Origin of the sequence: Metabacillus arenae, assembly GCF_014773385.1 — a bacterium.
GTDB lineage: Bacteria > Bacillota > Bacilli > Bacillales > Bacillaceae > Metabacillus_D > Metabacillus_D arenae.
This window is the reverse complement of sequence record NZ_JACXAI010000003.1, coordinates 170,309-195,731: the sequence shown is the minus strand read 5'-3', so window position 1 is coordinate 195,731 and position 25,423 is coordinate 170,309. Positions and strand designations below refer to the sequence as shown.

At 36.4% G+C, this 25,423-nt stretch carries 18 protein-coding genes; 15 read left to right on the top strand and 3 right to left on the bottom strand.

Translation table 11 applies throughout. The features are described 5' to 3' along the window. Nucleotides 1–3: 3 nt before the first annotated feature. The 4 genes from IC621_RS04100 (at nt 4) to IC621_RS04085 (ending at nt 4,479) form a co-directional block, all read left to right on the top strand. Nucleotides 4–897, top strand: a complete 894-nt coding sequence (locus tag IC621_RS04100) for an ABC transporter permease (protein WP_396652971.1) — start codon at nt 4–6, stop codon at nt 895–897. A 28-nt stretch (nt 898–925) separates the two neighbouring features. Further along, on the top strand, nt 926–1,801 hold the full coding sequence (locus IC621_RS04095) for a carbohydrate ABC transporter permease (protein WP_191156005.1): 876 nt from the start codon (nt 926–928) through the stop codon (nt 1,799–1,801). A gap of 68 nt (nt 1,802–1,869) precedes the next feature. Next, nucleotides 1,870–2,895, top strand: coding sequence for a dienelactone hydrolase family protein (locus IC621_RS04090; RefSeq protein WP_224752300.1), 1,026 nt, complete (start codon nt 1,870–1,872; stop codon nt 2,893–2,895). A gap of 18 nt (nt 2,896–2,913) precedes the next feature. After that, entirely contained in the window at nt 2,914–4,479 is a 1,566-nt protein-coding gene (locus tag IC621_RS04085; RefSeq protein ID WP_191156003.1) for a glycoside hydrolase family 43 protein, read from the top strand. 54 nt (nt 4,480–4,533) lie between these two features. On the opposite strand, the gene IC621_RS04080 is transcribed toward IC621_RS04085, so the two are convergent. Further along, entirely contained in the window at nt 4,534–5,319 is a 786-nt protein-coding gene (locus IC621_RS04080) for an alpha/beta hydrolase (protein ID WP_191156001.1), read from the bottom strand. 438 nt (nt 5,320–5,757) lie between these two features. Between IC621_RS04080 and IC621_RS04075 the strand changes: the two genes are divergently transcribed. Then, nucleotides 5,758–7,263, top strand: coding sequence for an extracellular solute-binding protein (locus IC621_RS04075; protein WP_191155999.1), 1,506 nt, complete (start codon nt 5,758–5,760; stop codon nt 7,261–7,263). A gap of 253 nt (nt 7,264–7,516) precedes the next feature. On the opposite strand, the gene IC621_RS04070 is transcribed toward IC621_RS04075, so the two are convergent. Then, nucleotides 7,517–9,814 (bottom strand): response regulator transcription factor, encoded by a 2,298-nt coding sequence (locus tag IC621_RS04070; RefSeq protein ID WP_191155997.1) that lies wholly within the window; start codon nt 9,812–9,814, stop codon nt 7,517–7,519. A 333-nt stretch (nt 9,815–10,147) separates the two neighbouring features. Here IC621_RS04070 and IC621_RS04065 point away from each other — a divergent pair, with 333 nt between their 5' ends. The 10 genes from IC621_RS04065 (at nt 10,148) to IC621_RS04020 (ending at nt 24,445) form a co-directional block, all read left to right on the top strand. Next, the gene (locus IC621_RS04065) at nt 10,148–11,245 is read left to right on the top strand and encodes a glycoside hydrolase family 88/105 protein (protein WP_191155995.1); all 1,098 of its coding nucleotides are present in this window, start codon (nt 10,148–10,150) and stop codon (nt 11,243–11,245) included. A gap of 178 nt (nt 11,246–11,423) precedes the next feature. Next, nucleotides 11,424–12,719, top strand: coding sequence for a Gfo/Idh/MocA family protein (locus IC621_RS04060; RefSeq protein ID WP_191155993.1), 1,296 nt, complete (start codon nt 11,424–11,426; stop codon nt 12,717–12,719). 37 nt (nt 12,720–12,756) lie between these two features. After that, nucleotides 12,757–13,398, top strand: coding sequence for a YesL family protein (locus IC621_RS04055; RefSeq protein ID WP_191155991.1), 642 nt, complete (start codon nt 12,757–12,759; stop codon nt 13,396–13,398). Nucleotides 13,399–14,585: 1,187 nt separating this feature from the next. Further along, nucleotides 14,586–15,293 carry an FAD-dependent oxidoreductase gene (locus tag IC621_RS04050; RefSeq protein WP_191155989.1) on the top strand — a complete coding sequence of 236 codons (708 nt, stop codon included), beginning with the start codon at nt 14,586–14,588 and terminating at the stop codon, nt 15,291–15,293. A gap of 629 nt (nt 15,294–15,922) precedes the next feature. Then, nucleotides 15,923–19,093, top strand: a complete 3,171-nt coding sequence (locus IC621_RS04045; RefSeq protein ID WP_191155987.1) for an ATP-binding cassette domain-containing protein — start codon at nt 15,923–15,925, stop codon at nt 19,091–19,093. Between the two features lie 368 nt (nt 19,094–19,461). After that, the gene (locus IC621_RS04040) at nt 19,462–20,211 is read left to right on the top strand and encodes a ThuA domain-containing protein (protein WP_396652967.1); all 750 of its coding nucleotides are present in this window, start codon (nt 19,462–19,464) and stop codon (nt 20,209–20,211) included. Between the two features lie 168 nt (nt 20,212–20,379). Beyond that, nucleotides 20,380–21,882 carry a spore germination protein gene (locus tag IC621_RS04035; RefSeq protein WP_191155985.1) on the top strand — a complete coding sequence of 501 codons (1,503 nt, stop codon included), beginning with the start codon at nt 20,380–20,382 and terminating at the stop codon, nt 21,880–21,882. Nucleotides 21,883–21,885: 3 nt separating this feature from the next. Beyond that, a complete protein-coding gene (locus IC621_RS04030) occupies nt 21,886–23,055 on the top strand; it encodes a Ger(x)C family spore germination protein (RefSeq protein ID WP_191155983.1) in 1,170 nt (389 codons plus the stop codon). 3 nt (nt 23,056–23,058) lie between these two features. Beyond that, entirely contained in the window at nt 23,059–23,304 is a 246-nt protein-coding gene (locus IC621_RS04025; RefSeq protein ID WP_191155981.1) for a hypothetical protein, read from the top strand. Between the two features lie 31 nt (nt 23,305–23,335). Then, nucleotides 23,336–24,445, top strand: a complete 1,110-nt coding sequence (locus IC621_RS04020) for a GerAB/ArcD/ProY family transporter (protein WP_191155979.1) — start codon at nt 23,336–23,338, stop codon at nt 24,443–24,445. Between the two features lie 191 nt (nt 24,446–24,636). Here the strand turns inward: IC621_RS04020 and IC621_RS04015 are convergent, their stop codons facing one another. Next, nucleotides 24,637–25,122 carry an SRPBCC family protein gene (locus tag IC621_RS04015; RefSeq protein ID WP_191155977.1) on the bottom strand — a complete coding sequence of 162 codons (486 nt, stop codon included), beginning with the start codon at nt 25,120–25,122 and terminating at the stop codon, nt 24,637–24,639. Nucleotides 25,123–25,423: the final 301 nt, after the last annotated feature.

Here is a 25,423-nt window from a genome sequence, read left to right as displayed (position 1 = left end):
CTCATGAGAAAAATTAAGAAAAATAAATGGATTTACTTCATGCTATTACCTGGAATTTTGTATTTCATCATTTATAAATACATTCCAATGTATGGACTAATTATTGCCTTTCAAGATTATAAACCATACTTGGGGATTTCCGGCAGTGAGTGGGTTGGTTTTAAACACTTTGAACGCCTATTTTCAGAGCCGGATTTTTGGATGATCTTTGGTAATACCTTAATTTTGTTCGCTTTAAATTTGATCTTTTTCTTCCCAATCCCAATTATATTAGCACTAATGCTAAATGAAGTACGGTTTATGGCTTTTAAAAGAACAGTTCAAACATTAATTTATATTCCTCATTTTATGTCCTGGGTCATTATCGTGTCGATTGGATACGTTATGCTCACGCTCGATGGAGGAATTATTAATGGACTATTGGCTGCTTTAGGATTTGAACAAATTAATTTTCTTTTAAACCCAGATTGGTTCCGTCCCATGTATATCACACAGGTTATTTGGCGGGAAGCTGGATGGGGGACGATTATCTATCTTGCAGCAATGGCTGCTATTGATCCCCAATTATATGAAGCAGCAAGAATGGATGGGGCCAATCGATTTCAGCAAATGTGGCATATTACACTGCCTTCCATTAAGAGTGTCATTATCATTCTGCTTATTTTAAAAATAGGTGATGTTCTTGAGCTTGGTTTTGAGCATGTCTTTCTACTGTTGAACGCAGCAAACCGGGAAGTAGCAGAAATTTTTGATACGTATGTGTATACAGCGGGATTAAAGCAAGGTCAGTTTAGTTACAGTACAGCGGTTGGTTTTTTTAAAGGGATCGTAGGGCTCATCCTAGTAGTCTTTGCAAACTGGTTAGCTAAGAAAAATGGCGAAGAAGGAATCTATTAATTGGTCTTTAAGGAGGGAGAGGATAACAATGGTTGAAGATAAATCTCTAGGCAGCAGGATTTTTAACATAACGAATATTTTTTTACTAACAATTATTGCATTAGTGACGGTGCTGCCTTTTATTCACGTCATTGCTAGTTCATTTACAACGAGTGCTGAATTAGCCGAAAAACAATTTGTTCTTTTTCCGACTGAATGGAGTTTAGCAGCATATAAATATATCTTTTCTACTGATACTATTTTCCGGTCACTTTTAGTATCCATTGCGGTGACGGCGGGTGGAACGGTCTGGAGTATGTTTCTTTCTGTATTAACGGCATACGGATTATCAAGAAAGGATTTAGTTGGCAGAAGGGGGATCATGTTCTTCTTTGTATTCACGATGCTGTTCAATGGCGGGATGATTCCAACATTCTTAGTCGTGAAATATACAGGGCTGCTTGATTCATTATTGTCGTTGATTATCCCGGTTTCAATTAATGTATTTAATATGATCATTTTAAAAAGCTTTTTCCAAGCATTACCTGACTCATTGGAAGATGCAGCAAAGATTGATGGCTGTAATGACTTTGGGATTTTGTTCCGAATCATTATCCCTTGTTCGATGCCAGCAATTGCTACAATCTCGCTATTCTATGCTGTAACGTATTGGAACACTTACATGCATGCGATTTTGTATATTAATAATTCCGATCTATGGCCAGTTCAAGTGCTGTTGCGTCAAATTGTTGTTTTAGCTAGTGGATTGAGCTATGACGGCTCTGAATTTACCGATGTTCCGCCTCCAGAGCTAACGGTAAAAATGGCAGTTATCGTTGTCGCGACTATTCCAGTGTTATTGGTTTATCCTTTCTTACAGAAGCATTTTACGAAAGGTGCGTTGCTGGGATCCATTAAAGAGTAAGTGATCAACAATCAAATTCGACACCCTTTGAGAAGGTTGTGATCCTGGGGATTTTTTGGGAGGAGACAATGATGTGGGATCCAGGTCAATATATAGAAAAACTATATCATCAGACAGTCCGAAATGATACTGAAACTTATAATGAAGAATGGAAACAAAATCTTAAAGCTCCCTTTCAAAAATCAATGGGTGAGTTTTCTATTCCGCCACAAGAGAAATTAAAGCCTGCTTTATTAGAAAAAGTAGAAACAGATGATTATAAACAATTACGAGTTGAAATCACAACAACTGAATCCTTGAAAGCCCCAGTCTATGTTCTTATCCCAAAACGGAAAGAAAAGACGAAACTTCCAGTGGTTCTTGCCTTGCATGGTCATGGTTATGGAAGTAAAGAAGTAATCGGGATGAATTCAGATGGGACAGAAAACCTTGAGGAACCAGGCATTCATAAAAATTTTGCGTTAGAGCTTGTTCGAAAAGGAATGATTGTCGCTGCCCCTGAAATGATTGGCTTTGGTGATCGTAAACTTGCAGAGGATCGCCACTCAAATTTACCTACAGTAAATTCCTGTTTTTCATTAGCTAGTCAATTGCTGTTAATGGGGAAGACATTGCCCGGTTTGCGAGTGTTTGAATGCAGGAGAGTCCTAGATTATATATCTTCACTTGATGAAGTGGATCCAGAAAGAATTGGGTGTATGGGGTTTTCAGGAGGAGGTCTTGTCGCAGCGTTTACATCTGTGCTGGATTTACGAATAAAAGCAACAGTCATTACAGGTTATACGAACACATTTAAAGGAAGTATCATGGCAAGAAGACATTGTCTTGATAATTATATTCCTGGCATTTTACAGCTAGCCGAAATGCCAGAGCTTATTGGCTTAATAGCGCCGAGACCGCTTTTTATTGAAGCTGGGACAAGGGATCATCTGTTTCCTATTAGGCAAGTAGAAGAGGCGCTTAAAACATTAAATGAAATCTACCAAGACTTTGATCGCAGAGATGCTTTAGCACATCACTTTTTTAAGGGGAACCATGAAATTTGCGGTGATCAGTCCATTGATTGGTTACTAGAAATGTTAAATAAGATTTGATAGAAAGGGTTGATACGTATGGAGACTTTTCAAAATCCCATTTTACCTGGTTTTTATCCTGATCCATCAATTTGCAGAGTAGGAGAAGATTATTATTTAGTCACTTCTACCTTTGAGTATTTTCCAGGGGTGCCGATTTTTCATAGTAAAGATCTTGTGAATTGGCGGCAAATTGGTCATGTGCTCGACAGACCATCCCAGCTGAATTTAGATCGTACGCCAAGCTCAAGAGGGATTTATGCGCCAACAATACGTTATCACGATGGCGTATTTTATATGATAACAACTTTTGTTGTGAGTCAAACTGGTGCTCGGAAAAATTTTTATGTAACGGCAACTAATCCTTCAGGTCCATGGTCTGATCCGAATTGGCTCACTGATGCACCTGGTATTGATCCTTCATTATTTTTTGATGACGATGGAAAAGTCTATTATACGGGAAATAGAATGCCTCCCGCGGGACAGAATTATCCAAAGCATATGGAGATTTGGCTGCAGGAACTTGATATAGAAACTAAGCAGCTGACAGGTCCAAAGTTCAGCCTATGGGATGGTGCATTGAAACAAATTCATGCACAAGAAGCTCCCCATTTATATAAGGTGAATGATTTATATTACCTAATGATCGCAGAAGGTGGAACTGGCTTTACACACTCGGTTACCATTGCTAGAAGTAAAGAAATTACAGGACCTTATGAAGTTTGTAAAACAAATCCAATCTTGACACATCGTCATTTAGGGAGGAATTATCCGATTGCAAATGTCGGCCATGCAGATATCGTTGAGACACAGGATGGGGATTGGTGGATGACATGTCTTGCATCCCGCCCATATGGTGGAGAATTTCGAAACCTTGGAAGGGAAACATTTTTAGTTCCGTTCACATGGGAAAATGGCTGGCCAGTTGTCAATCCAGGCAAGGGAATCGTTGAATTCGAAGGGAAACGTCCTAGACTTAAAGAAAAAAGATGGCCATCTCTGCCCGTTTGTGATCATTTTGATTCAAATGAGTTAAGCATACAATGGAATTTCATTCGTACTCCAAGAGGAGACTTTTGGTCATTAGAAGAACGTCCCGGATTTTTACGACTACACAGTAAGCCAGATTCTATTACAGAAGAAACCAACCCTAGCTTTATTGGGAGGCGTCAGCAGCATATTCATTTTGCTGCAACAACTGTTATGGAGTTTCAACCTGAAAATGAATCAGAATCAGCAGGATTAGTACTTCTGCAAAATCATAATTATCAATTCCGATTAGTAGTAACGAAAATTGGCGAAAATTCATTTGTCCGCTTAGTGAAAAGAGAAGCCGGGGAAGAACAAATACTGGCATCAGAGCTTTCAAATAACCCGAGATTATTTTTCAAAGTAGAAGCAATTGGACAAGATTATAGTTTTTATTATGGGGTCAGATCAGAAGAGTGGATCATGTTAAAGGAAAATGTAGATGGAAGAATTTTAAGTACCGACCTTGCAGGAGGATTTGTCGGTGCCTATCTTGGTATGTATGTAAGCAGCAATGGAAAAGAAAGTCATAACTATGCAGATTTTGATTGGTTTGAGTATGTAGGAATTTCATAGATTATTAAATAACCTTAGCCCTGTATGATCGGCTAAGGTTATTTTCATTAAAGCTCAAAAACCTTGTTGAATCAACCAATCTCTGCACAACTCAGTCCATTTCCCGACGTCCGGAACATCTTCAGCGAGTCCCAAGCCGTGGCGACCATTTGGGAAGATATGCATTTCATAGGGGATATTGTTTTTACTTAAAGCTTGTGCATAAAGAAGACTGTTTTCAACAGGCACTGACGCATCATTAGCTGTGTGCCATAGAAAAGTCGGCGGTGTACCAGCAGAAACATTATTTTCACTAGATAATAAGACACGAAGCTGATCAGATGAGCTTTCTCCAAGCAAGTTTAGAATGGAGCCTTCGTGAAAATGTTGTGTGAATGAAATAACTGGATAACAAAGGATTGCTATGTCCGGCCGACAGCTTTCAAGATCCATTTTATCAGTAGATTCATAGTATTTTTGCATAAAGTTAGTTGATATTGCTGAAGCGAGGTGTCCACCTGCTGAAAAGCCTAAGATTCCAATTTTTTGTTTATCAATGTTCCATTCCTTTGCATAGTGGCGGACATAGCGAATCGCACGCTGAGCATCTGCCAATGGAGCAGGGTGTCTATATGGTGATACCCGGTAGTTTAACACAAAAGCTGAAATACCTAGATTATTCAACCATCTTGCGACTGGTTTTCCCTCATGTTGTGCACGATGCTGATAACCACCGCCTGGAAAAATAACGACAGCACCATGCTTGTCATGACGATCTGCTAGATAAAGGCTAATTGTTGGGGAATAGCCTTGTACTGATTCTAGAAACGGTGCACCATCTGGCCATAATAGATTTGTCATATAAAAGCCTCCCTGAAGATTCTACCTCTTAACTATCGGTACCCAGCCAACTGCAAACTTAAAAATTTTTTAGAATGTTAATTCCTCTATTTCCGTTTCTGATAACATTTTCGATCATTTTATTAGCAGCACCAAGTCCAGAACTGTTATATTCATAATATTGTTAAATAAATATACACCATGGCAGGCTGTAATGGGTGAACGCGGATAGAGTCTATCGCTTCCTAAATACTCGTAAAATCACTACTGTTTTCTTTGCATACGATTCATTTTGCCAGCCTGAACGTACCTTTCTGTCTAGTATTTTATCACAATTAACTAACTTTTCAGAAAAAAGATTGTGAAAAAAATAGCTTTTAAATATTTTATGCTATATTAGTAATAATGATATAGTAAGCGCTTTCATATTAAGGATGAATTTCATTTTGGAGGGGGAAAATGAAGCAAATAAGAGTTTTGTTTCTAGTTGTAATACTAGTTGGCGTTTTATTAGGGTGTGCAAATTCAAAAGCTGTTGTTTCCAAGGAGTCTTTGAGGGGAAAGCAAGACCCGCTTAATTATTCTGGTTTAGATTTGGACTGGATGACGGTCCTGCATAAACAACAACCACCAAGTGATGTGATTATAAAGAAGATTGAGAGAGTGACAAACACCAAGATTAACATAATCTGGGTACCAGATGCTATACAAGCAGACAGGCTAAATGCTGCATTGGCATCAGGGAAATTGCCTGAAATTGTGACCATCACAGACATTAAAGCCTCTTCTGTCTTAAATTCTTTAAAATCAGGCATGTTCTGGGAAGTAGGACCTTACTTAGATGAATATCCAAATTTAAGAAATATGAATGATACTATATTAAATAATATTTCAGTAGAAGGAAAAATTTATGGAATTTACCGAGAAAGACCACTTTCAAGACAAGGTGTTGTGATCCGTAAAGACTGGTTACAAAATTTATCTTTACCGATGCCTGATACAGTAGACGATTTATACAACATAGGAAAAGCATTTACATACAATGACCCTGATCAAAATGGGAAGCATGATACGATTGGTTTCACAGATCGAAATGATTTAACATATGGGGTATTTAAAACCCTTGCTTCCTACATGGGAACACCAAATGAGTGGGGAGAAAGAAGCGGCTTGCTAATTCCTGACTTTGAAACAGAGGAGTATATGAACACAATGAAGTTCATGAAGAAACTGTATGATGAGAAATTAATAAATCACAATTTTACAATCACTAGTAAAGATCAACAACAAGAGTTATTTATTAAAGGGCAAGCCGGCATTTATATCGGGAATATGGTTGATGCCATCGATATGAGGAATAAAGCAATAAAATTAAACCCGAATGCAAAAATCGATATCACCAATCGGATCAAAGGTCCCGATGGAAAGGAACATGTTTGGGCAGTTGGCGGTCATGGCGGAATGTTTGCAATTCCGAAGGCTTCGGTAAAAACTGAAGAGAAGCTTAAAAAGGTCCTAGCCTTTTTGGATCGAATGGCAGAAAGTGATATCGCTACTTTGATGGAAATAGGGATTGAGGGAGTGCATTATCGAAAACTTGAAGATGGGACGTTTGAAATTATTGAGGAGAATAAAGGGCTATTGGCTCGTGATGTAAAACCATATCATGCTTTAAAAAGTCTAAATACAAGTTCCTATACAAATCAAAGTGATCCCATGCGAGTAAAATTCGATAAATTAACAGAGGATAATGAAAATTTCCTTGTTACAAATCCTGCAGAAGCATTGTTCTCCCCGATGTTTACAGAACAAGGGAGTGAACTTAGAAAGATAATCGATGGTGCTACTTTCAAATTTATATTAGGGGAATTGGATGAGGAAGGATTTAAGCAAGAAATTGAGAAATGGAGAAAAAATGGCGGGTATCAGATTATTAAGGAGTTGAATGAAGAGTATAAAAGATAGTTGAAGGAAGAAAAGCTCAGAGGCGCGTGTCCTTCGGAGACAAGCATGCGAGCGAGCCGGCTGTAAGGCTTTGCTTTAACCTTCCCAGACGGATTGGCTTATGACCAATAATGCCTGAGCCGGACAATCATAACCTCAAACTTTTAACTCGTTATTACTTTAATTATCTTAAGCTTTCTCATCCCAAAAAAAGGAGCTGTCTCAAATTAGAGAGCTCCTTTTTTCCGGTTTAACATAAGAAAGTGCTGATAGATTATTGGGCCTTTTTAAGCTCCCGATACTTACCTGGTGTCGTTCCTTCATTTTTACGAAATGATCGAATAAAGTTTTGTGAATTATTATATTTCAGCTTTTCAGAAATTTCTTTTACAGACATATTTGTTTCTTCTAGCCATTTTTTTGCCATATTTAGTCGATACAATGATACGTATTCACTGAATGAAATGTTCGTTTCTTTTCGGAAAATACTGCTTAAATAGTTCGGATTATAGTGAAGTCTTGCGGCAATTGTTTCTAGTGTTATATCTGTATCGAATTCTTGTTGAACGATATGGATGATTTTATCAGAAAGGTTCTTATATTGAAATTCTGTCCGTTCTTCAATCTTTTTGATGAGTGGATAAATAATGACATCTCTAAACCAATAGTGTATTTCCGATATTTTTTTTAATTCATATAAATGATCGAATAGCGTCTTTTTGTTATCTAATTCAATAATTTCAATTCCTAATGTTTGCATTAATTCAATCAAATCATTAAGCAATCGTACGATGGAAATTTGATAATGAGTATGGTTTGACTCCTTTTCCACTATTGTAGCTAGTAAGTTGCTTAGCAGTTCATCGATTTTAGGTTTATCACAAATTTTAATCGCATCGAATAATTCATTCTCGATTTGTTTTGGAAAGAAGGTATGGAACGATGTACTTCTTTCTAGATTTTCAAAAAAGATAATGGATTCTGTCCCGAACTTAATGGTGTACTTTAATGCTTCAAGGCCTTCTTTATAAGCATGAATCGTTGAAGTCAAGTTCATAAACGGCAAGCTAATCCCGATGCTTACAGGTATGTTTAATTCTTCCTTTACTTTTTCTTGAATGGTTTGGGCTAGGCCGTTGATAAAATATGTGTACTCTTTGTCAGATTCATGATGACTTAGAAAGACCGTGACTTGAGTACGATTCATGACAATCGGCGTCATTCTAGTATGACTAGGAAAAAGATCCTCAATCATTGTGTTTATGGTAAATAACAATAAATCCTCTTCTTTACTGTTATAGCTTGTCCCCTCAAACGAATCAATTTGGAGGGTAAACACACAAAGTTTTCTCCATTGCTGGTTAAAGCCAAAGGAAGCAAGCTTAGTCGGTAACTCATCTGTACTCACTTTTCCTTGTAAAAGCTTAACCATGAAAAACTGCTTTAATTGAGTTACTTGACCTTGCACCTTTTGTTCCAGCTGTACATTTTGGTCTAACATATGCTGAATTTGATACTCAATTAAATCAAATTCATTACGATGCTCAATCCCTGATTTATGGTTAAACCTACTTGAAATCATTTCCTGAAGTCTAAGGATTGGCCGATAAATCCGATTTGAACCTATGAATGAAATACATAAAGATAAGATGAGTAAGGTTGTACAAATAAAAAATGTAAACCAACCGATGGAACTCGATTGTTGATTTAGGTCTTTTATTTTGATTAAAGAGAGATAAGTCCAATCATTATAGTCTGATTTTCGAAAAGTAATTTTGTAACCGATTTCATCAATATCCATATTAAATTGACCTGAACGCTGTTCAATATTTTGCAAATTTTTTATTAGTTCATGGTTGGAAAAATCTTTCCCGATATTCTTAAATGTACTATGACCAACGACTTGGAATTCTTCATTTAAAATGACGGTCGTTTCTACATCAAGATTTTGAGAAGTAATCGTTGAAAATTCACAAATAGGAATGGTTGCAACAGCAACTCCTGTTTTCCTTACACTATTAAGAGGCAGCTGTTTAACGAGATTCATGTGATACGTACAGGATTCGTTTACATCAGGATTAAATAACAGCTTGTTTTTCTTTTCCATCAACCATGTGGATTTTGTTGGTAATGAGAGATAATTATTCTGAATCTCCTTTGCTTGTGTCGTATTAAGTCTTTGAAGGCCGCTGTTATTAATAATCCAATTTTCCTGAAGACTGACTAACAACACATCGTTCAATCCCGTATCATATGTTTGCAGGTGGCTTAATTCTTCTCTCACCCGATTATATAGCTGAAATTGGGTTGGCATTAATGGCTCTGCTAGCGTGTCCGTAAGTTGAGAAGAAGAAACAAAATTTGTTAAGGAATGATCAACGGTTTTTAAAACTAGTTCAATGTTGGTTTGAACTTGATAAATGCTTTGTTGTTTTTCTTTCGCAACATTTGATTGAATAACCTCAGAAGATTTTAAATAGGAAAATAATCCAACAATGATAACAGGAACAGTCGTTAAAAGGATGATAAAGGTAATCAAGCGAAAATAGTAGTTGGTTGATCTTTTCTTCATATGAACCCCCTTACATTTTTGTTTTTTGAAAATTAGAAATTTTTTAATTTAATTATATATGAAAAGAGCAGTGATTGGGTATAATCATTATCTTAGATCATATTCAATAGATCACTTTTTTAATTGAAAGTATCCATTCATACCCAAGATCCACTTAACTGTCATGATGATTATAGATGTCATATCTTTTATAAGCTACTTTAGAATCAGGAGGATGGAAGAAGAGGAGAGGATCGTATCTTTTAAAAACATGAAAATGTTATCGCTTTCATTTAAATGGAACAAAAATATAAGCTTGCTTGTTATTCGATGAGATAGAGAGGAGAAATAGAAATGAACGAAAATGTTAAAGTAGAAACCCCCCTTTATTGGGCAGAAAAATTAGCAGAAACATTAATGAACAAATTTCCCCCTTCAGAGCTGCCCCCAGCAAGCAGCTGGCATTATCATCAAGGAGTGTTCTTATGTGGAATGATGAAAGTGTGGGCAAAGACAAAGAACGAGAAATATTATCAATACTACAAACAATATGTCGATCATTTAGTCGATGAGAATGGGAATTTCTATTTTAGGAGGGACGAATTAGATTCTATCCAAGCAGGCTTGCTATTGTTTTCATTATATAAGGAAACAGGAAATGAAAAATATAAGATAGCAGCTCATAAACTTAGAAGCTTGTACAATACATTAAATAAAACGAGCGAAGGCGGCTTTTGGCATAAGGATAAATATCCGTACCAAATGTGGCTGGACGGGTTATACATGGGAGGACCGTTTGCCTTAGAGTATGCAAATGAATTCAATGAACCTAAATTAATCCAAATGGTCATACACCAAGAAGAGTTAATGAGAAAGCACACGAAGGATGAAAAGTCAGGGTTGTATTATCATGGCTGGGATGAAAAAGGTAAAATGCCATGGGTGAATAAAGAGACAAACACAGCCCCAGAAATATGGGGGAGATCACTGGGATGGTATGGTTTAGCGGTTATCGATATGATTGACTTATTACCTGAGGACCATCCGAAACGATTAGAATGGATTGGTGTCATTCAAAATTTAGTTGCCGCCCTGTCCAAATATCAGGATGACGGTACAGGTCTTTGGTATCAAGTGGTGGACAAGGGAGACCGAGTAGATAATTGGCTTGAGTCTTCTGCTTCCAGTTTATTCATTTATACAATTGCGAAAGCCGTTATGAATAAGTATGTTGGTTCGGAATATGCAGAAATTGCAAAAAAGGGATTTCAAGGTTTGTTAGACCACAAAATTGAAGAGACACCCCATTCTGTTGTCATTAAGGATATTTGTGTCGGTACCTCAATTGGTATTTACGATTATTATATAAGCCGTGAACGTAGTGAAAACGACTTACATGGTGCAGGAGCGTTTATTCTTGCTTGTATGGAGATGGAAAAGCTGCATTCATAATTTTTTAAGGAAAAGATTATTTAGGAGAACTATGCATTGCCGATTTTTTTAGCACAAAATCAAAATAACGATATTTCAACCAAATGGTCGGGGTTATTCCAAAGTACGCGTAGTTTCAAGATGAAGCTTTTACTATTTTATCTGGATTGATTAATAAAAATAAAAAAGAGGTGTTTTGATGAGAAAATATGCGATCTGCGGCCTAAGCAACAGAGCGATGAAAATGTTTATAAAACCTTTACTAAATGAGTTCGCGGCTAACAATCAAATCGTTGCGTTATTAGATTATGATTCTTATAGATTCACTGCTTGTCAGAAAGAGTATCCACAAATAAACAACGTACCTACATATATACCAGAACAATTTGGAAGAATGATTGAGGAAACGAAACCAGATGCGTTAATTGTCGCAAGCAGAGATGATACACATGTAGAGTACATCGTAAATGGTCTTGCTTATGACCTAGATGTGATTACGGAAAAACCAATGGTCACAAATGTTGAGGATGTTAAAAAGGTACTAAAGGCAGAGGCTGACAGTAAAGGCAAAGTAACGGTTACATTCAATTATCGTTACAGTCCAATCCACAGAAAAATTAAAGAACTTTTACTAGAAGGGAAGATAGGTCGAATCACGTCAGTCGATTTAAACTGGTATATCGACACGTATCATGGTGCGAGCTATTTCAAACGATGGAACAGGAGACGAAAGTATTCCGGTGGACTCTCAATTCACAAATCAACCCATCATATAGACTTAATTAATTGGTGGCTGGATCAAAAGCCTGTCGACGTCTTTGCGTTTGGAGCTTTGAATTATTATGGCCCAGAAGGTGAACTCAACCCATCTAAGGAAGATCATCGTTTTTGTGGTACGTGTCATGTCAAGCATAAATGTGATTACTTTATGAGATGGACTTCGAGGAGTGAAACGATAAATGTGGCAGATGATCATTATACGATGAAAGAAATGAGGGCGGGAAATTATACAAATTATCGCCCGGATGCCTGTATTTTTGATTCCGAAATTGACATCGAAGACACATATACTGCGACCGTAAAGTATGACAAAGGCGCTCTTTTAAGCTATTCGATTAATTTTTCCCTGCCATATGAAGGGTACCGTCTGGCTATTAATGGCACAAAAGGCAGAATTGAAACACAAGAATTTCATGCACCTAGCCGAGTTCCGTTTCCAGTACCCGAACAGACGATCGAATACTATCCTTTATTTGGATCGAAGGAAATCATTCATGTTGTTCAAACGCCGGGAGGCCATGGTGGAGGGGACCCGATTCTGTTAGAGGATATTTTCTTAGGCGCAGACCCGCGAAGACAATATGACATTTTGGCAGGAACAGTTGCTGGAGCTTATTCCATTGCTGCAGGTGAAGCGATATGGAGATCAGTAAAGGAAAAAGCACCAATAAATATCCAAAGTATGTTAAAGCTTGAAAACGAAGTAAACATATAGATTTTTTCTATAACTCTGATCTATGGGAGGGGCGTATATGAGATTAGGTGGGCTTTCGGGTAGATTTTTCAGAATAAGTGAATGGATTTCACGGCTTGCATATGTAAACTTCCTTTGGCTTTTATTTACATTGACAGGACTCGTACTCTTGGGGATTATGCCGGCTACCGTAGCTCTTTTTGCAGTCATACGCAAATGGGTGCTAGGAAAAAATGAGTTTTCGGTTTTTTCTGTCTTTTGGAAAACCTATCGTAAGGAATTTGTGAAATCAAATTTTCTTGGAGCGGTCTTAGTTATTTTCAGCTTTATTTTATATGTTGACCTAGCATTCATTCCGATTGAAGGCATTTTTTTCACATTAATCAGGTTTGGCGTTTTAGTCATTAGCTTCTTGTTTCTAATTGTATTACTTTATATTTTTCCGGTTTACGTACATTACGATTGGAAAATAGGTATGTATTTGAAATATGCATTCATTTTAGGTGCTTCCTATCCTCATTTCACATTCGGAATGATGATTGGAATATTCATTTTATATCTTATTTTAACGATTGTACCTGGCGTGATTCCTTTTTTCAGTGTTAGTTTGCTAGCTTTTATGATCATGTGGACAGCGAATCAAGTATTTAAAAAAGCAGAAGGCTTAACCGTAACCAAAACAAAAACAGAATCCATCTGAAAAGAGCGAAAGAAGGTAGTTAAATGTAAAATAAATTCCAGAGTGTAATGGCTCTGGAGGAATCTATTTTACTTGATACATTTACTCCTATTCGAGAAGATCTGTTTAAATGAAATAGTTTGATAGGAAATGACTAAGATAGTTTCTTGGGGATATTTAGTCGGTAAATTGCTGGAATAACTCTAGGCATGTTAAAGGATTGAAGGTGATAAAAATATAGAAATTAGCCATAACCTAAGTTTAATGACATTAACATCCAGACGAATAACTTATAAATTTCTCCAGTGAAGAGGAGCAGCGTCAGGCTGCTCCTGAAACAAAGTCATCATTACATGAACCCAGTTCATTGGATTTGGTGCCATATTATTGGGGTTATTGATAGTATTTCCATATAACGGGAAATACCTCTTTGTATTGTAATATGAGTACCCCTGGTCTAGCCATGGTATTTTTCTCACCGGATTTCAGAATGTTAAGGAATCCGGTTTTTTGAATAGGATACATAGAAATTTCTCCCACTCTCTTACTCTCTTTCGTGCATAATCATATTCGATATCCAAAAAGCTTGGCTAACCGTGCCAAACCGCCCAAGAAAACAGTTTGAACAATTTGCGGTGGACCATCCATACAACCATTGATACATTCCCAAGCGACTCCCTGCTAAGTGTAGTAGGTTCCTAGCACCCATTCATTTTGAGGAATTTGCAAAAGGCCTGTCGCTGTTCCGGTGTAAGCAATTCTCTACCTCTCGCAATTTTCATACAGCATCATCTTATTTCTGTAATTATTCAGTTAAAATTAGTCAATTATATATCAATAGAGTGTACACTCTATTGATACAAGGGTAGTAGACTGATAAAATCATTGTTAAGAGCGTCTTTATAAGCCTTGTCTTTTATCGGACAAAAAATGAAATCAGATGTATGTATCATTAGATTTTCAATTTACAAGTTCTATTGAGAAGTGTGGAACGCATTAACAGATCGGATACTTTTGCAAAATGGAGATGGAAAAATGACTTTAATCTCCTTCCCATCGCTGCCATAATTGGGGAATGGCTGGCCGTATAAGTGAACGGATGTTTTTATTTCATAGGGAGAAAACCACGGTCTTTCGAAGAATTCGCAATAGCAAATGTAAACTGTTTCATATAAATATGGATAGCTATTTAAAAGGGAGATGGGGAAATGAGTGTTTTTCAAGATATTTTACCAATATTCAAAAAGAGAGAATTATTATTGTTAGAAAGCTACAAAGAATCAGAAGGTGTATATACTTTTCTATTTGAAAAAGATAAAGATTTAACCTGGAAAGCAGGGCAACATGGTCTGTTTAATATTACTCATAAGTCTATTAAAAATTCTACTCGACCATTCACTTTGGCGTCTGCTCCTAAAGAGAACGTTGTTAAAATAACAATTGGTATCAGTGATGACCCAAGTGATTTTAAGAAAGCGATGTTAGAATTAAAACAGGGAATGAAAGTTCGTATGAGTGGGCCTGTAGGGTCATTTTATTTAAAAGATAACAGTCCTTCAATTCTAATTGCAGGTGGAATCGGAATTACACCATTTCGATCGATACTAAAACAAATAAAGGAGGAAGGAAATGGCAACGAGAAGTCAATACACCTACTCTATATGGAAAGCAAAAAGTCATACATATATAAAGATGAACTTGATGAAATGGCTAACAATATTTCAATAAGTGTAACTTACCTTGATTCAAGGGATGACTTACATCAAGAGATAGATAAGTTGAGCACTTTATATAAGAACAATGGTAAGTACTTTGTAGCAGGACCGAAGTCAATGGTAGATTCTATTTCTATTTATTTAAAAAATCATAATATTCCAAAACGGAATATCAAAAAGGATGTCTTTTTTGGGTATTAGTTAAGAATGGATAGTGATGAGTATTAAAGAAACAATTATTTGCCAACAGTAGATATGTTATCGACTCCTTAACCCTAGTTCTACTATGACACAACACAATCTGGAAGAAAATATTCTTCAAGGTAAAATGATGATGACGCTAGAATTGAGTGACTCATGCGCCCACATTGCTTTGAATGGTTACCTTGCGTCAAAAATAACGTCCCTTTTTGATAAAATAAGTATATAGTTTGTAAAGGATTGTGCTTAACTCCCTCAGATAGATTCAATTTACTCGTAAATGCTCGCTTATTCGCAGAATTTCAACCCAATTTTCAGATCAAAGTACTAATAATAAAGGCTACATAAAGGCACGCGGGAATAAAGGAGTCGGTAACGCAAATATTCTATATATAATGCACTCATTGCACACGACGCAACTGGCGGCTTTCCCTCCCATGTCTAACGGGTGCTTTAGTAAGATTGCAGCTCAACCGGCATGTCCTCTATTCCGCAATCGGGAGCTTCCCCGAACATGGAAAGCCTCATTTTTAATGGAATAAAGAATTAAGTTAAATCACAAGTATTGTAATAATTGTCATTTAGCAAACATGGCAATACTAAATTAAGAGAATTGTAAGGAGATCACAATGAAAATAAATCAATTAATTGCGAATAATATTAACAAATTAGATGCAGCGCTTCCAGCTGATCAATCGTTAGGCATTGCTGGTTTATCTGGATCTGGTAAAACAACTTTTTGTCAGACAATTGGTGAAGAGTCTAAGAAACGTCTCGTTTCATTATTGCCAAAGGCTGAATATCAGTATTTATTCCCTAATATTATGGAAACAAATTTCAGTGCCATTAATATGGAAGAAATGCCTTTAGTGCTTTTTCTTGGAAGATCATCCATTTCTTCTAATCCACGTTCAACAATTGGCACGCATACTGGCGTATTTACAGAGATTCGTGTAAGACTCGCTGAAAAATACGATCTTTCTCCAGAAGTCTTTTCATTTAATAATGAATTAGGCTGGTGTTCTAAGTGTAAAGGCCGCGGTACTAACAAAAATGTCGAATGTTCAAAGTGTAATGGAAGGCGTTATAACGAGGAGGTTCAGCAATATACAATCGATTTATTTGGTAAACCGCATAGTATATCAGATATTAACAACTTAAGTATTGAAATTATTCTTTCGCTATCCGAAGATTTAAATATTAGTGAAGAAAAACAACATATTCTTAAAAACATAATCAGTATGAATATTGGTTACTTAACATTAAACAGAATTATGGGTACATTGTCTGGTGGAGAATTAACACGACTTTACCTCGCAGAATTCATGGCTGTAAGTGAAAATACTGTCATTATCATTGATGAAATATCAGTCGGAATTGATCACAAAACATTACTTAAAATTTTAGAACAAATTAAAAAATTAGGCTATAAGAATCAAATTTGGCTTATTGACCATTCTGATATAGTGCTCGATACAACGGAGACCCGTGTATTCTTTGGACCTGGCAGTGGTAAATACGGCGGAAAAATCGTGGATAAATCACCGCGCCCAAAACCAGTATACTCAGGACGAAATGAGGAAGAGCCAACAGATTACTATCAATTTCATGAATTATATTGTCGTAATATTCAAATGGCTGAAATTAAAATACCAAAAAATAGACTTGTAACCATTACCGGAGAGTCTGGATGTGGTAAATCAACACTTGTCAACGAATGTATTGCCAAAGATTTTCAGAAGCGGTACAAAAAAGATAAACTCGTTATGGTTGGACAAGATCGAAACCAATCCATTACAAGTCGGTCAACTGTTGCAACTTTTCTTGATATTAAAAAGAAAATCACAAAATATAGTGAGGCAATTGATGATATTTTCGATCGCTCAATTGAAGATATCATTGATGAACTTCCAAATGAAGATATCGCACATAAACGTTTGAGCTTATTGATCAAACTTGGACTAGGTTATTTGACTTTAAATAGAAAGACGCAAACATTATCGACTGGTGAATTTCAATGTGTGCATTTAGTCTCGGAACTGTTTGCAAATTCTAGAAATCCTCAAACACTTTTCATTTTTGACGAACCTTCAAAAGGATTATCACAAAATATTTTAAATCAATTCACTGATAGTATCAGGGGTATTCTACAAGATGAATCAGTTTCAATCATGATGATTGAACATAATGCCTATATGATGGAAAGTTCTGATTTTATTGTTGATTTTGGTAAAAGAAAGAATGAACCTGTCACGCATCTTGATATTGTTAGTCATTATGAATATTATGAGACTAAAAATAGGGAAGATATCGCACTTCCATCGCCTATTTCGTCTACACTCAAATCCCAAAATGGCATTTCGTTTTTAAAAGAAAATCATATCGACTATTTTAAAAATGCAGAAAATGTTTATAAGGGCGGTATTTTAAAAAGCTTATCATCAATGGCCCGTTTGATTTATGGTGAATACGATTCTAAACAAATAGCACCTGTCATTGCCATTGATCTTGAAAGACATTTGTATAGTCAATATAGTTTCCTTTATGAAATTGGCGGCATGATGAACCATATTATAGCGGCGCATCCGACCAATAAAGATACGAAAAGCTTCGATTTCTTTTCTCAGGACAATCATTGTCCATCATGCTCGGGGCGTCTTGAGATTGAAATATTTGATAAAGATGTTGTTATTCAGGACAAAAACGTTCCATTCTGGGATGGTCTATTCTATCCAGAAGTAATGGAAGTATTAAAATTTTATCAATATCCAAAATTAGAATTTCTATTTGAAGAGATTAAGAATGAGTTAGGGTTTGACCTGACGAAAAGCTATAATGAGATGTCAGATGAAGAAAAGCATACATTTTGGTACGGGTATTTTGAAAAGTCATTTTATGATAAGAAAGGCAAGGCACGTAGAACATGGGTAGGTTTTAATACTATTGTTGGTGGGTATATTGTCATTTCGAAATCGATTATTAAAGAGCATATGAAAGCATCAAAAGAGATGATTACCTGTCCAATTTGTGAGGGTACAGTTTTAAACCACCATAAACTTCTTAAATTTGGAGACACAGATATTCGTGAAATGATCAATCTGTCCCTTGATCAAGTATTAAAAATAGCAGGTGATTTACCTGCACTCGTCAAACTGAGATCAATTGTAGGCGGCGATATGATTTTGACAGAAGATGTCTCTTTACTTCCTAGAAAAACACAAGTCGCACTGAAAATGTTTGAATTAGAACAAGCAAGCTTTACGGGTTATGAAATGGTATTGCAAAATGTCTTACCATTCTGGGACACAATCAAAGACAATATCGAATCCTTTAGCAACAATAATCAAGTGACCATCTGTGATTTTCCTACTATCAATGAAACAAGAGAAACGATCATAGATAAGTATTTCACAAATGGAAAATACAAAAAACTAACATATGTTTATGAAGCATTTGGTTACAAAAAATTAGTTACCCAAATTAATAAAATTAAAAAAAGCCATCCTTGTCCATTCTGTAAAGGAAAGAAAGTGATTTCTGAAGATAATCTGCATGATGGCGTGTACAAATTAACAATTCCTTGTGTAAGTTGTTATGCAAGTGGCATCAATGATGATGGCCTTAATGAACTTGTTGAAGGCATACAAGTAAAAACATGGTTAACTGGAACAGTAAGTGATGTTGTTGCTGAAAGCTTAAATCATGAGGCTGTTGCAGATATTCCAATTTTCAATCGTATTCGTGAGTTAAATAAACGAGATATGATGGCGGTTTATCATTGCCTTGAGCATAATAATTAAATTAAAATTATTAAAACAAGCCATATTTTAAAACAAAGCTAGATGTCAGCTAGTTATAGAAAACTCATTTGCAATAATATATTGCAAATGAGTTTTTATACTTTTTGGTTTATAAGAATATTAAAAGTGCCAGTCTAGATAGACAAATGAACGGAGAAAATCTACTTATTAACTAAGCATGCCAATCAAAGCTGAATCATCCATAATCGAAACAAAAAGCAAATGATTAAGTTTATCACCTTTTTTGAAAGCCTACCATTATTTTTTAAAAGGATCATACATATAATACACTGTTATCATTCTTTTCATTAATTAAGTCCATTCGTTATACAGGATATTAGTCATATTAGTGAGAGGGGAGGCTAAACATGATTCAAATAACGTTTGGAGATAAAACGATTAAAATGAGAACGATTAAGGTAACAATTTGGAATGAATTTATCCATGAACGGAAGGATCCTGAAGTAGCTGCTATTTATCCAAATGGGATTCATAAAACAATAGCTGACGGCCTTATTCCGTATGGCTTTCAGCTCCGAACGGCTACATTTGATCAGCCAGAGCACGGTTTAACAGAAGAAGTGCTGAAACATACAGATGTATTGATCTGGTGGGGACATTTAGCCCATGAGAAAGTAGCGGATGAAATTGTTGAAAGAGTTTATGAAAGGGTCCTGGATGGAATGGGATTGATCGTTCTGCATTCGGGACATTTTTCGAAAATATTTAAAATGTTAATGGGCACAAGCTGTGATTTAAAATGGCGGGAAACTGAAGAGAAAGAAATATTATGGGTTGTAGATCCAGCTCATCCCATAGCAGAAGGCATCGGTCAGTATATTGAAATCCCGCAGGAGGAAATGTATGGAGAATTTTTTGACATACCTGCCCCTGATCAGCTTGTATTTATTAGTTCCTTCGAAGGGGGAGAAGTGTTTCGAAGCGGCTGTGCATTTCACAGGCGACTTGGAAAGATCTTTTACTTCCAACCGGGACATGAGAGGCATCCGATTTATTATCAAAAAGAGGTAATAAGAGTCATTGCGAATGCCATAAGATGGGCTGCATCTCCCCATGGAGCTGAACCGTTTTTTGGCCATTTTAAGACAGACATTTAAGGTCAACAGAAAGATGGAAAGGAAAATACAGTTAACCCCCGATTTCCCCCCAAAAAGTATCCTATCGATAAACATTTCTTACACTTACTGAATAGAAAGATTGATGGTGAATAAATCCCTAACCTTTATATCACAATATAACAATAAAGGAAAAAAGAGGTTAGGGTAATGACTACAAATGATACAACAATCTCAACTAATTTATCGGAAAATCAAAAGCGGTTAGAAGATATTTTTTCTAATTGTGAAGATCTGAAAGTTTTCCCTTGGCAATACGGACCAGATCTAAAACATAAGGCTTTTTCAGTGTATTTCACGACTTTAGTGCAAGAAAAATCAGTGAATTATATGAAAAAATCGATGCAGGATTTGGTACCTCATGAAGTTGGTCCAGCTACGACGATTTCCACGAAAGAGGTTATAAACTTTTTTAATCAAAATGGTATTTCTTCTGAAAATGCTGTTCTTGTTGATCGTTTTAATCAGGCTGTAAGCAACATTTTACAAGGATATATTGTAATCTTTTTTGATGGCTGGGACAAAGTGTTATCCTATTCCCAAGCGGAACAAATTAACATGCGGAATGTGACAGAACCTGTATCGGAATCTGTTGTTAAAGGTCCCCGAGAAGGTACAGTTGAACAGATGAAAAGAAATATCGGGTTATTACGAAACCGATTACAAAACCCTAATTTTAAAATTGAGAAATTTAGAGCAGGAGGAGCTACTAGGACGGAGGTTGCTTTTGGTTACCTCGAGGGAACCGTCGATAAGGAAACGCTGGCTGAATTCAAAAAAAGGATCGATTCTGCTAAACAAGGGGACATTTTGGAAACAGCAAATATTGAAGAATTAATTGAAGATTCAACCTATTCGCCTTTCCCCCAATATCGAACGACTGAACGTCCTGATGTAGCCATTTCCAGCTTATTAGAAGGAAGGATTATCGTAATGGTGCAAGGTACGGGAACCATATTAATTTGCCCCGGACTTTTCACCGAATTCTTTCAAGCAAGTGAGGATTATTATCATAGAGTCATTTTTTCATCCTTTATTCGAGTATTAAGAATGGCAGCATTTTTCATGGCCTTAACATTACCTAGTGCTTTTATTGCTTTAACTACTTTTCATCCCGAACTTATCCCGACAAACCTATTAATGGCTATTCTTGATACAAGAGAAGGGCTCCCATTTCCCGCTTTTCTTGAAGTTTTAATTATGATTTTTTTCTTTGAATTATTAAGAGAAGCTGGTATTCGTTTGCCAAGACCGGTTGGATCAGCGGTAAGTATCGTTGGAGCATTGATTGTTGGGGAGGCCGCCATCAATGCCAACATCGCTTCTCCAGCCATTGTCATTTTAGTCGCACTAACTGGAATTGCTTCTTTTGCGATGCCTCATTACAGCATTGCCATCGGCATTCGACTTCTTCAATTACCATTGATGATTTTAGCTGCTGTATTAGGCGGATTTGGGATCATGATCGGCTTCGTTCTCATTATGTTACATTTAACGTATTTAAGGTCACTGGGACAACCATACTTTAGTCCACTTACTCCATTCAGACCGAGGCAGCTACTCGATGTTTTAATAAGAGCACCGCTTAAATCTTTGTGGAATTCACCGCGAAGAAGTGATCTGCAATCTAAATCTCCTAAGAAAGTATGGTAGAACATGAACTCTATCTCCATTAAAGCATTACTTATTATTTGCTTATTAATCTGTTTAACAGGTTGCTGGAACAGTATGGAATTAACCGAGGTTGGTTTTTTAATGGGGGTAAGTTTAGATCAAACAGAAGACGGCAGCATTGAATTAAACGCTCAAGTATATTCACCAATGGAAACTGTTGGAGGAGCAGGTGCGGGAGGGGGTAAACCCCCATATATAAATATAAAAACAGTAAATGAGAGCCTTTTTGATGCAGCACGGGACTTACCACGTTATTTTGGGAGAAGGGCCCAATGGAGTCACATGCGAATTGTTTTAATTGGGGAACAATTTGCTAAGGAACATGATATAGGGGAGGTTCTTGACTATTTTTATCGTGACCATGAAACACGGCTCAATATGCTTATTATAATTACCAAGGGAAAAGCTGCTGACTATTGGAAACAAAAACCATTTATCGAGCGTTCAATGGGTCAGCAACTAAGGACCATTATAGAAAACAGCGCAAATGTTGCTGGAAAGACAAACAGAGCCCTGCTATTCGATACCTTGCTGAAACTAAATAGTAAAGTCAAAACTACAATGATTCCGTATATTGAAACGACTGAGGACCAACAAAAATCTTCATTTAGCAGTGGTGCTGCTGTAATTAGTAAAGGGAAGATGGTTGATCGCTTAACATCAGATGATGTTCAGAAAATTCTTATGTTAACAAATGAATTTAAACTAGGGGTTATTGAGTTCCCTTGTGTGGATGAAGGAAGTGGAAAGAATCGGAAAAAGGAAACGCTGGAGATTCGTTCTATTCATACAAAAATAGGACCCAAATTCTCCGAAAAACCTCCCACAGTACATATGCTGACTAAAATAGAGGGAGTGGTTGGTGAACTGCGATGTACATCTATAACTACTAAAAAAGAAATCAAAAAATTAGAAAATCATATTAAAAAAATGGTAAAAGAGGACCTAGAAACACAGATCGAACATTTACAGGAAAAGAAAGCAGATGTTTTTGGCATAGGGAATAAACTTTATCAACAAGACCCGGCGTTGTGGAAAAAGTGGGAAAAAGATTGGGACGACATTTTTGCCGACATCAAATTTGTAGTTGATGTTGAAGTCAAAGTTCAAGGTACAGGCATGCCCCTTGGTGAAAAAGTAACGGAGGAATAGACATTGCTTGAAAAAACTCTCGTTCTAATGATCATATATTTGGGAATGATACTTTACGACGTTCCGAAATTAAAACAAGCAAATCGCCGTGAACGGATCATTTATGGAACGTTGATGATTTCGGTCATATATTTAAGTCTTGTTTTTGTAATGGATTTAGAATGGCCAACTCTAGATGATTTTGTTCACTTTATCTTTGGCAAGCCTGCCCAACAAATTGTGGATTATTTGATGTCATCTTCTAAATAATCATATTGTTTTACAAAAGGGAGGAAAGAGGATGAGGAAAGAGGAAACGGTTAGCAGCGGGCAAATGGCATGTTTATTTCTTTCTTTTATGCTTGGTTCTTCTCTTATCAACATGCCGCAGCCTTTAGCCGATGCAGCGGGCAATGGGGCGTGGCTTTCTGTCATAATTGGGAATGGATATGGGATATTCCTTTTAGCATGCGTCTATTATTTATATCGCAAAAATCCTGATTTAACCTTTATCGATTACAGCCGCAAAATGTTAGGGAAGTGGGTTACACTATGTATTTCCATCCCAATTATACTTCTTCTTCTATTAATGCTATCGAATATCGTCGTAGATATAGGAGGATTTCTTACAAATGCTATGATGAGGGAAACACCTCCTTATGTCTTTCATTCCTTGATTTTACTTGTGTCTGCAATGACAGCAAGATCAGGTATAGAAGTAATGACGAGAATGTTTGTCATGCTTTTAATCTACATGGTTTTATTTTCAGTAACTGTGTTAATATTGAGCATTCCATTTTATCAAGTGGGAAATCTATTGCCTGTCTTTCCAGATGGAATGAAACCAGTGATTCATGGTTCTTATTTGGTTTTAGGCTTTCCCTATTCAGAACTGGTTCTTTTTTCATTAATACTTCCTTTCGTTCGTAAGGAAAAGAACAACTCATTGAAAAAATATATGTTTTTAGTCTTGCTGATACAAGGCTTCATGTTCGTCATCTCTGTTGTTTGCTCGATTATGGCTTTGGGTCCGCTCGCCAGTACCTTTAAATTTTCAGTGTTTCAACTTGCACGTTTGATTAATATAAGAGAGATTATTACGAGAATTGAATCTTTTATTGGAATAGCCTTAATTGTGGGTTCCTATATGAAGGCATCCATTACACTTTTTATTCTGAAAGAGACCCTTTCAAGAGTGTTCAAATTGCATGATGAACGGATCATTATTTTTCCTGTTTCATTTGTAGCGCTGCTGCTTTCACTCACGATGTATAAATCAGAAATTGAGCATGCAGAGATCGTTTTGGTCGTTTGGCCGCTGTTTATTACGATTGTTGCCGTACTTCCTCTTATTTTCATTACCTTAATAACGTTACTAAAAGGAAAGAAAATAAAATCAAAGGATACTTAAGTCCAATTAATTAACTGGTTCTTCTTATTCCACTTATTTTCCTTCTTTGACGCTTCTGTCACTCTAACCTGCAACCAGGTCATTTACGATGTGTAAAAATTTTTTGGAACTTCTTAGTGTATATTTATTTTAATTGATTCATAATATAATCTGCTACTCTAATAAGTAGAGTGGTTTTGAAGAATCGATGGTCACTTTTCTATCTGTTTAACTGCTATATCATACTTTTCATACCATTTTTCCCATTCACCTTTTGGAAACTCTATAAAGCGACCATCTAGCAAAGCGGAAAAAACATCAAGGCAAACATGCCAACCTGATAAATCTTTTGATGTATGATCCGTTATTGTACCTATAAACTCTTTTAATACTAACAGGCAGCCTTCAGGCTTGGGATATAACTCAAAGCGAACACGGTCTTTACCCCATTCGTATTCCAACACGGAATATTCTTCGAAATCTAAAATCTTAATATCAATAAATGTGCCGGAACCGTCTTTCATATCAAATTTGATGGTTCCTCCATTTCGGAGGTCTTCTACTTGGAGATTTGGCATCCATCTTGCCAGCTTATCATTCTCCGTTAAAGCAGCCCATACCTTTTCGATTGAATGTTTTAATGGTCGATCATACCTGGCGACATAGCCATCCTCTACTTTTTCTATTACTGCTAACATTCGTCATTCCTCCTCATCTAAAAAATGTTCAAGTACAGAGAGTCTGTCTGACCAGAACTGACGGGATGGCTCTAGCCAATTATCATTCTTATAGTGTTTTTGCAGTCAAATGGTAAATATGCTTATGCGATTCTTTGCTGGTCGTGAAGAAGGCGGCTTTACGTAAGGGTTCCAATTGATGTCGGCCTGGTTTCATACAACTGTCATTAAAGAATACTCTCTTTTTTATTATAAACTAAAATCAATTGCACTTAGCCTTATATTTAAAGCTGCGGTCTTTCTCTGTATTCAAGCTGGGAAA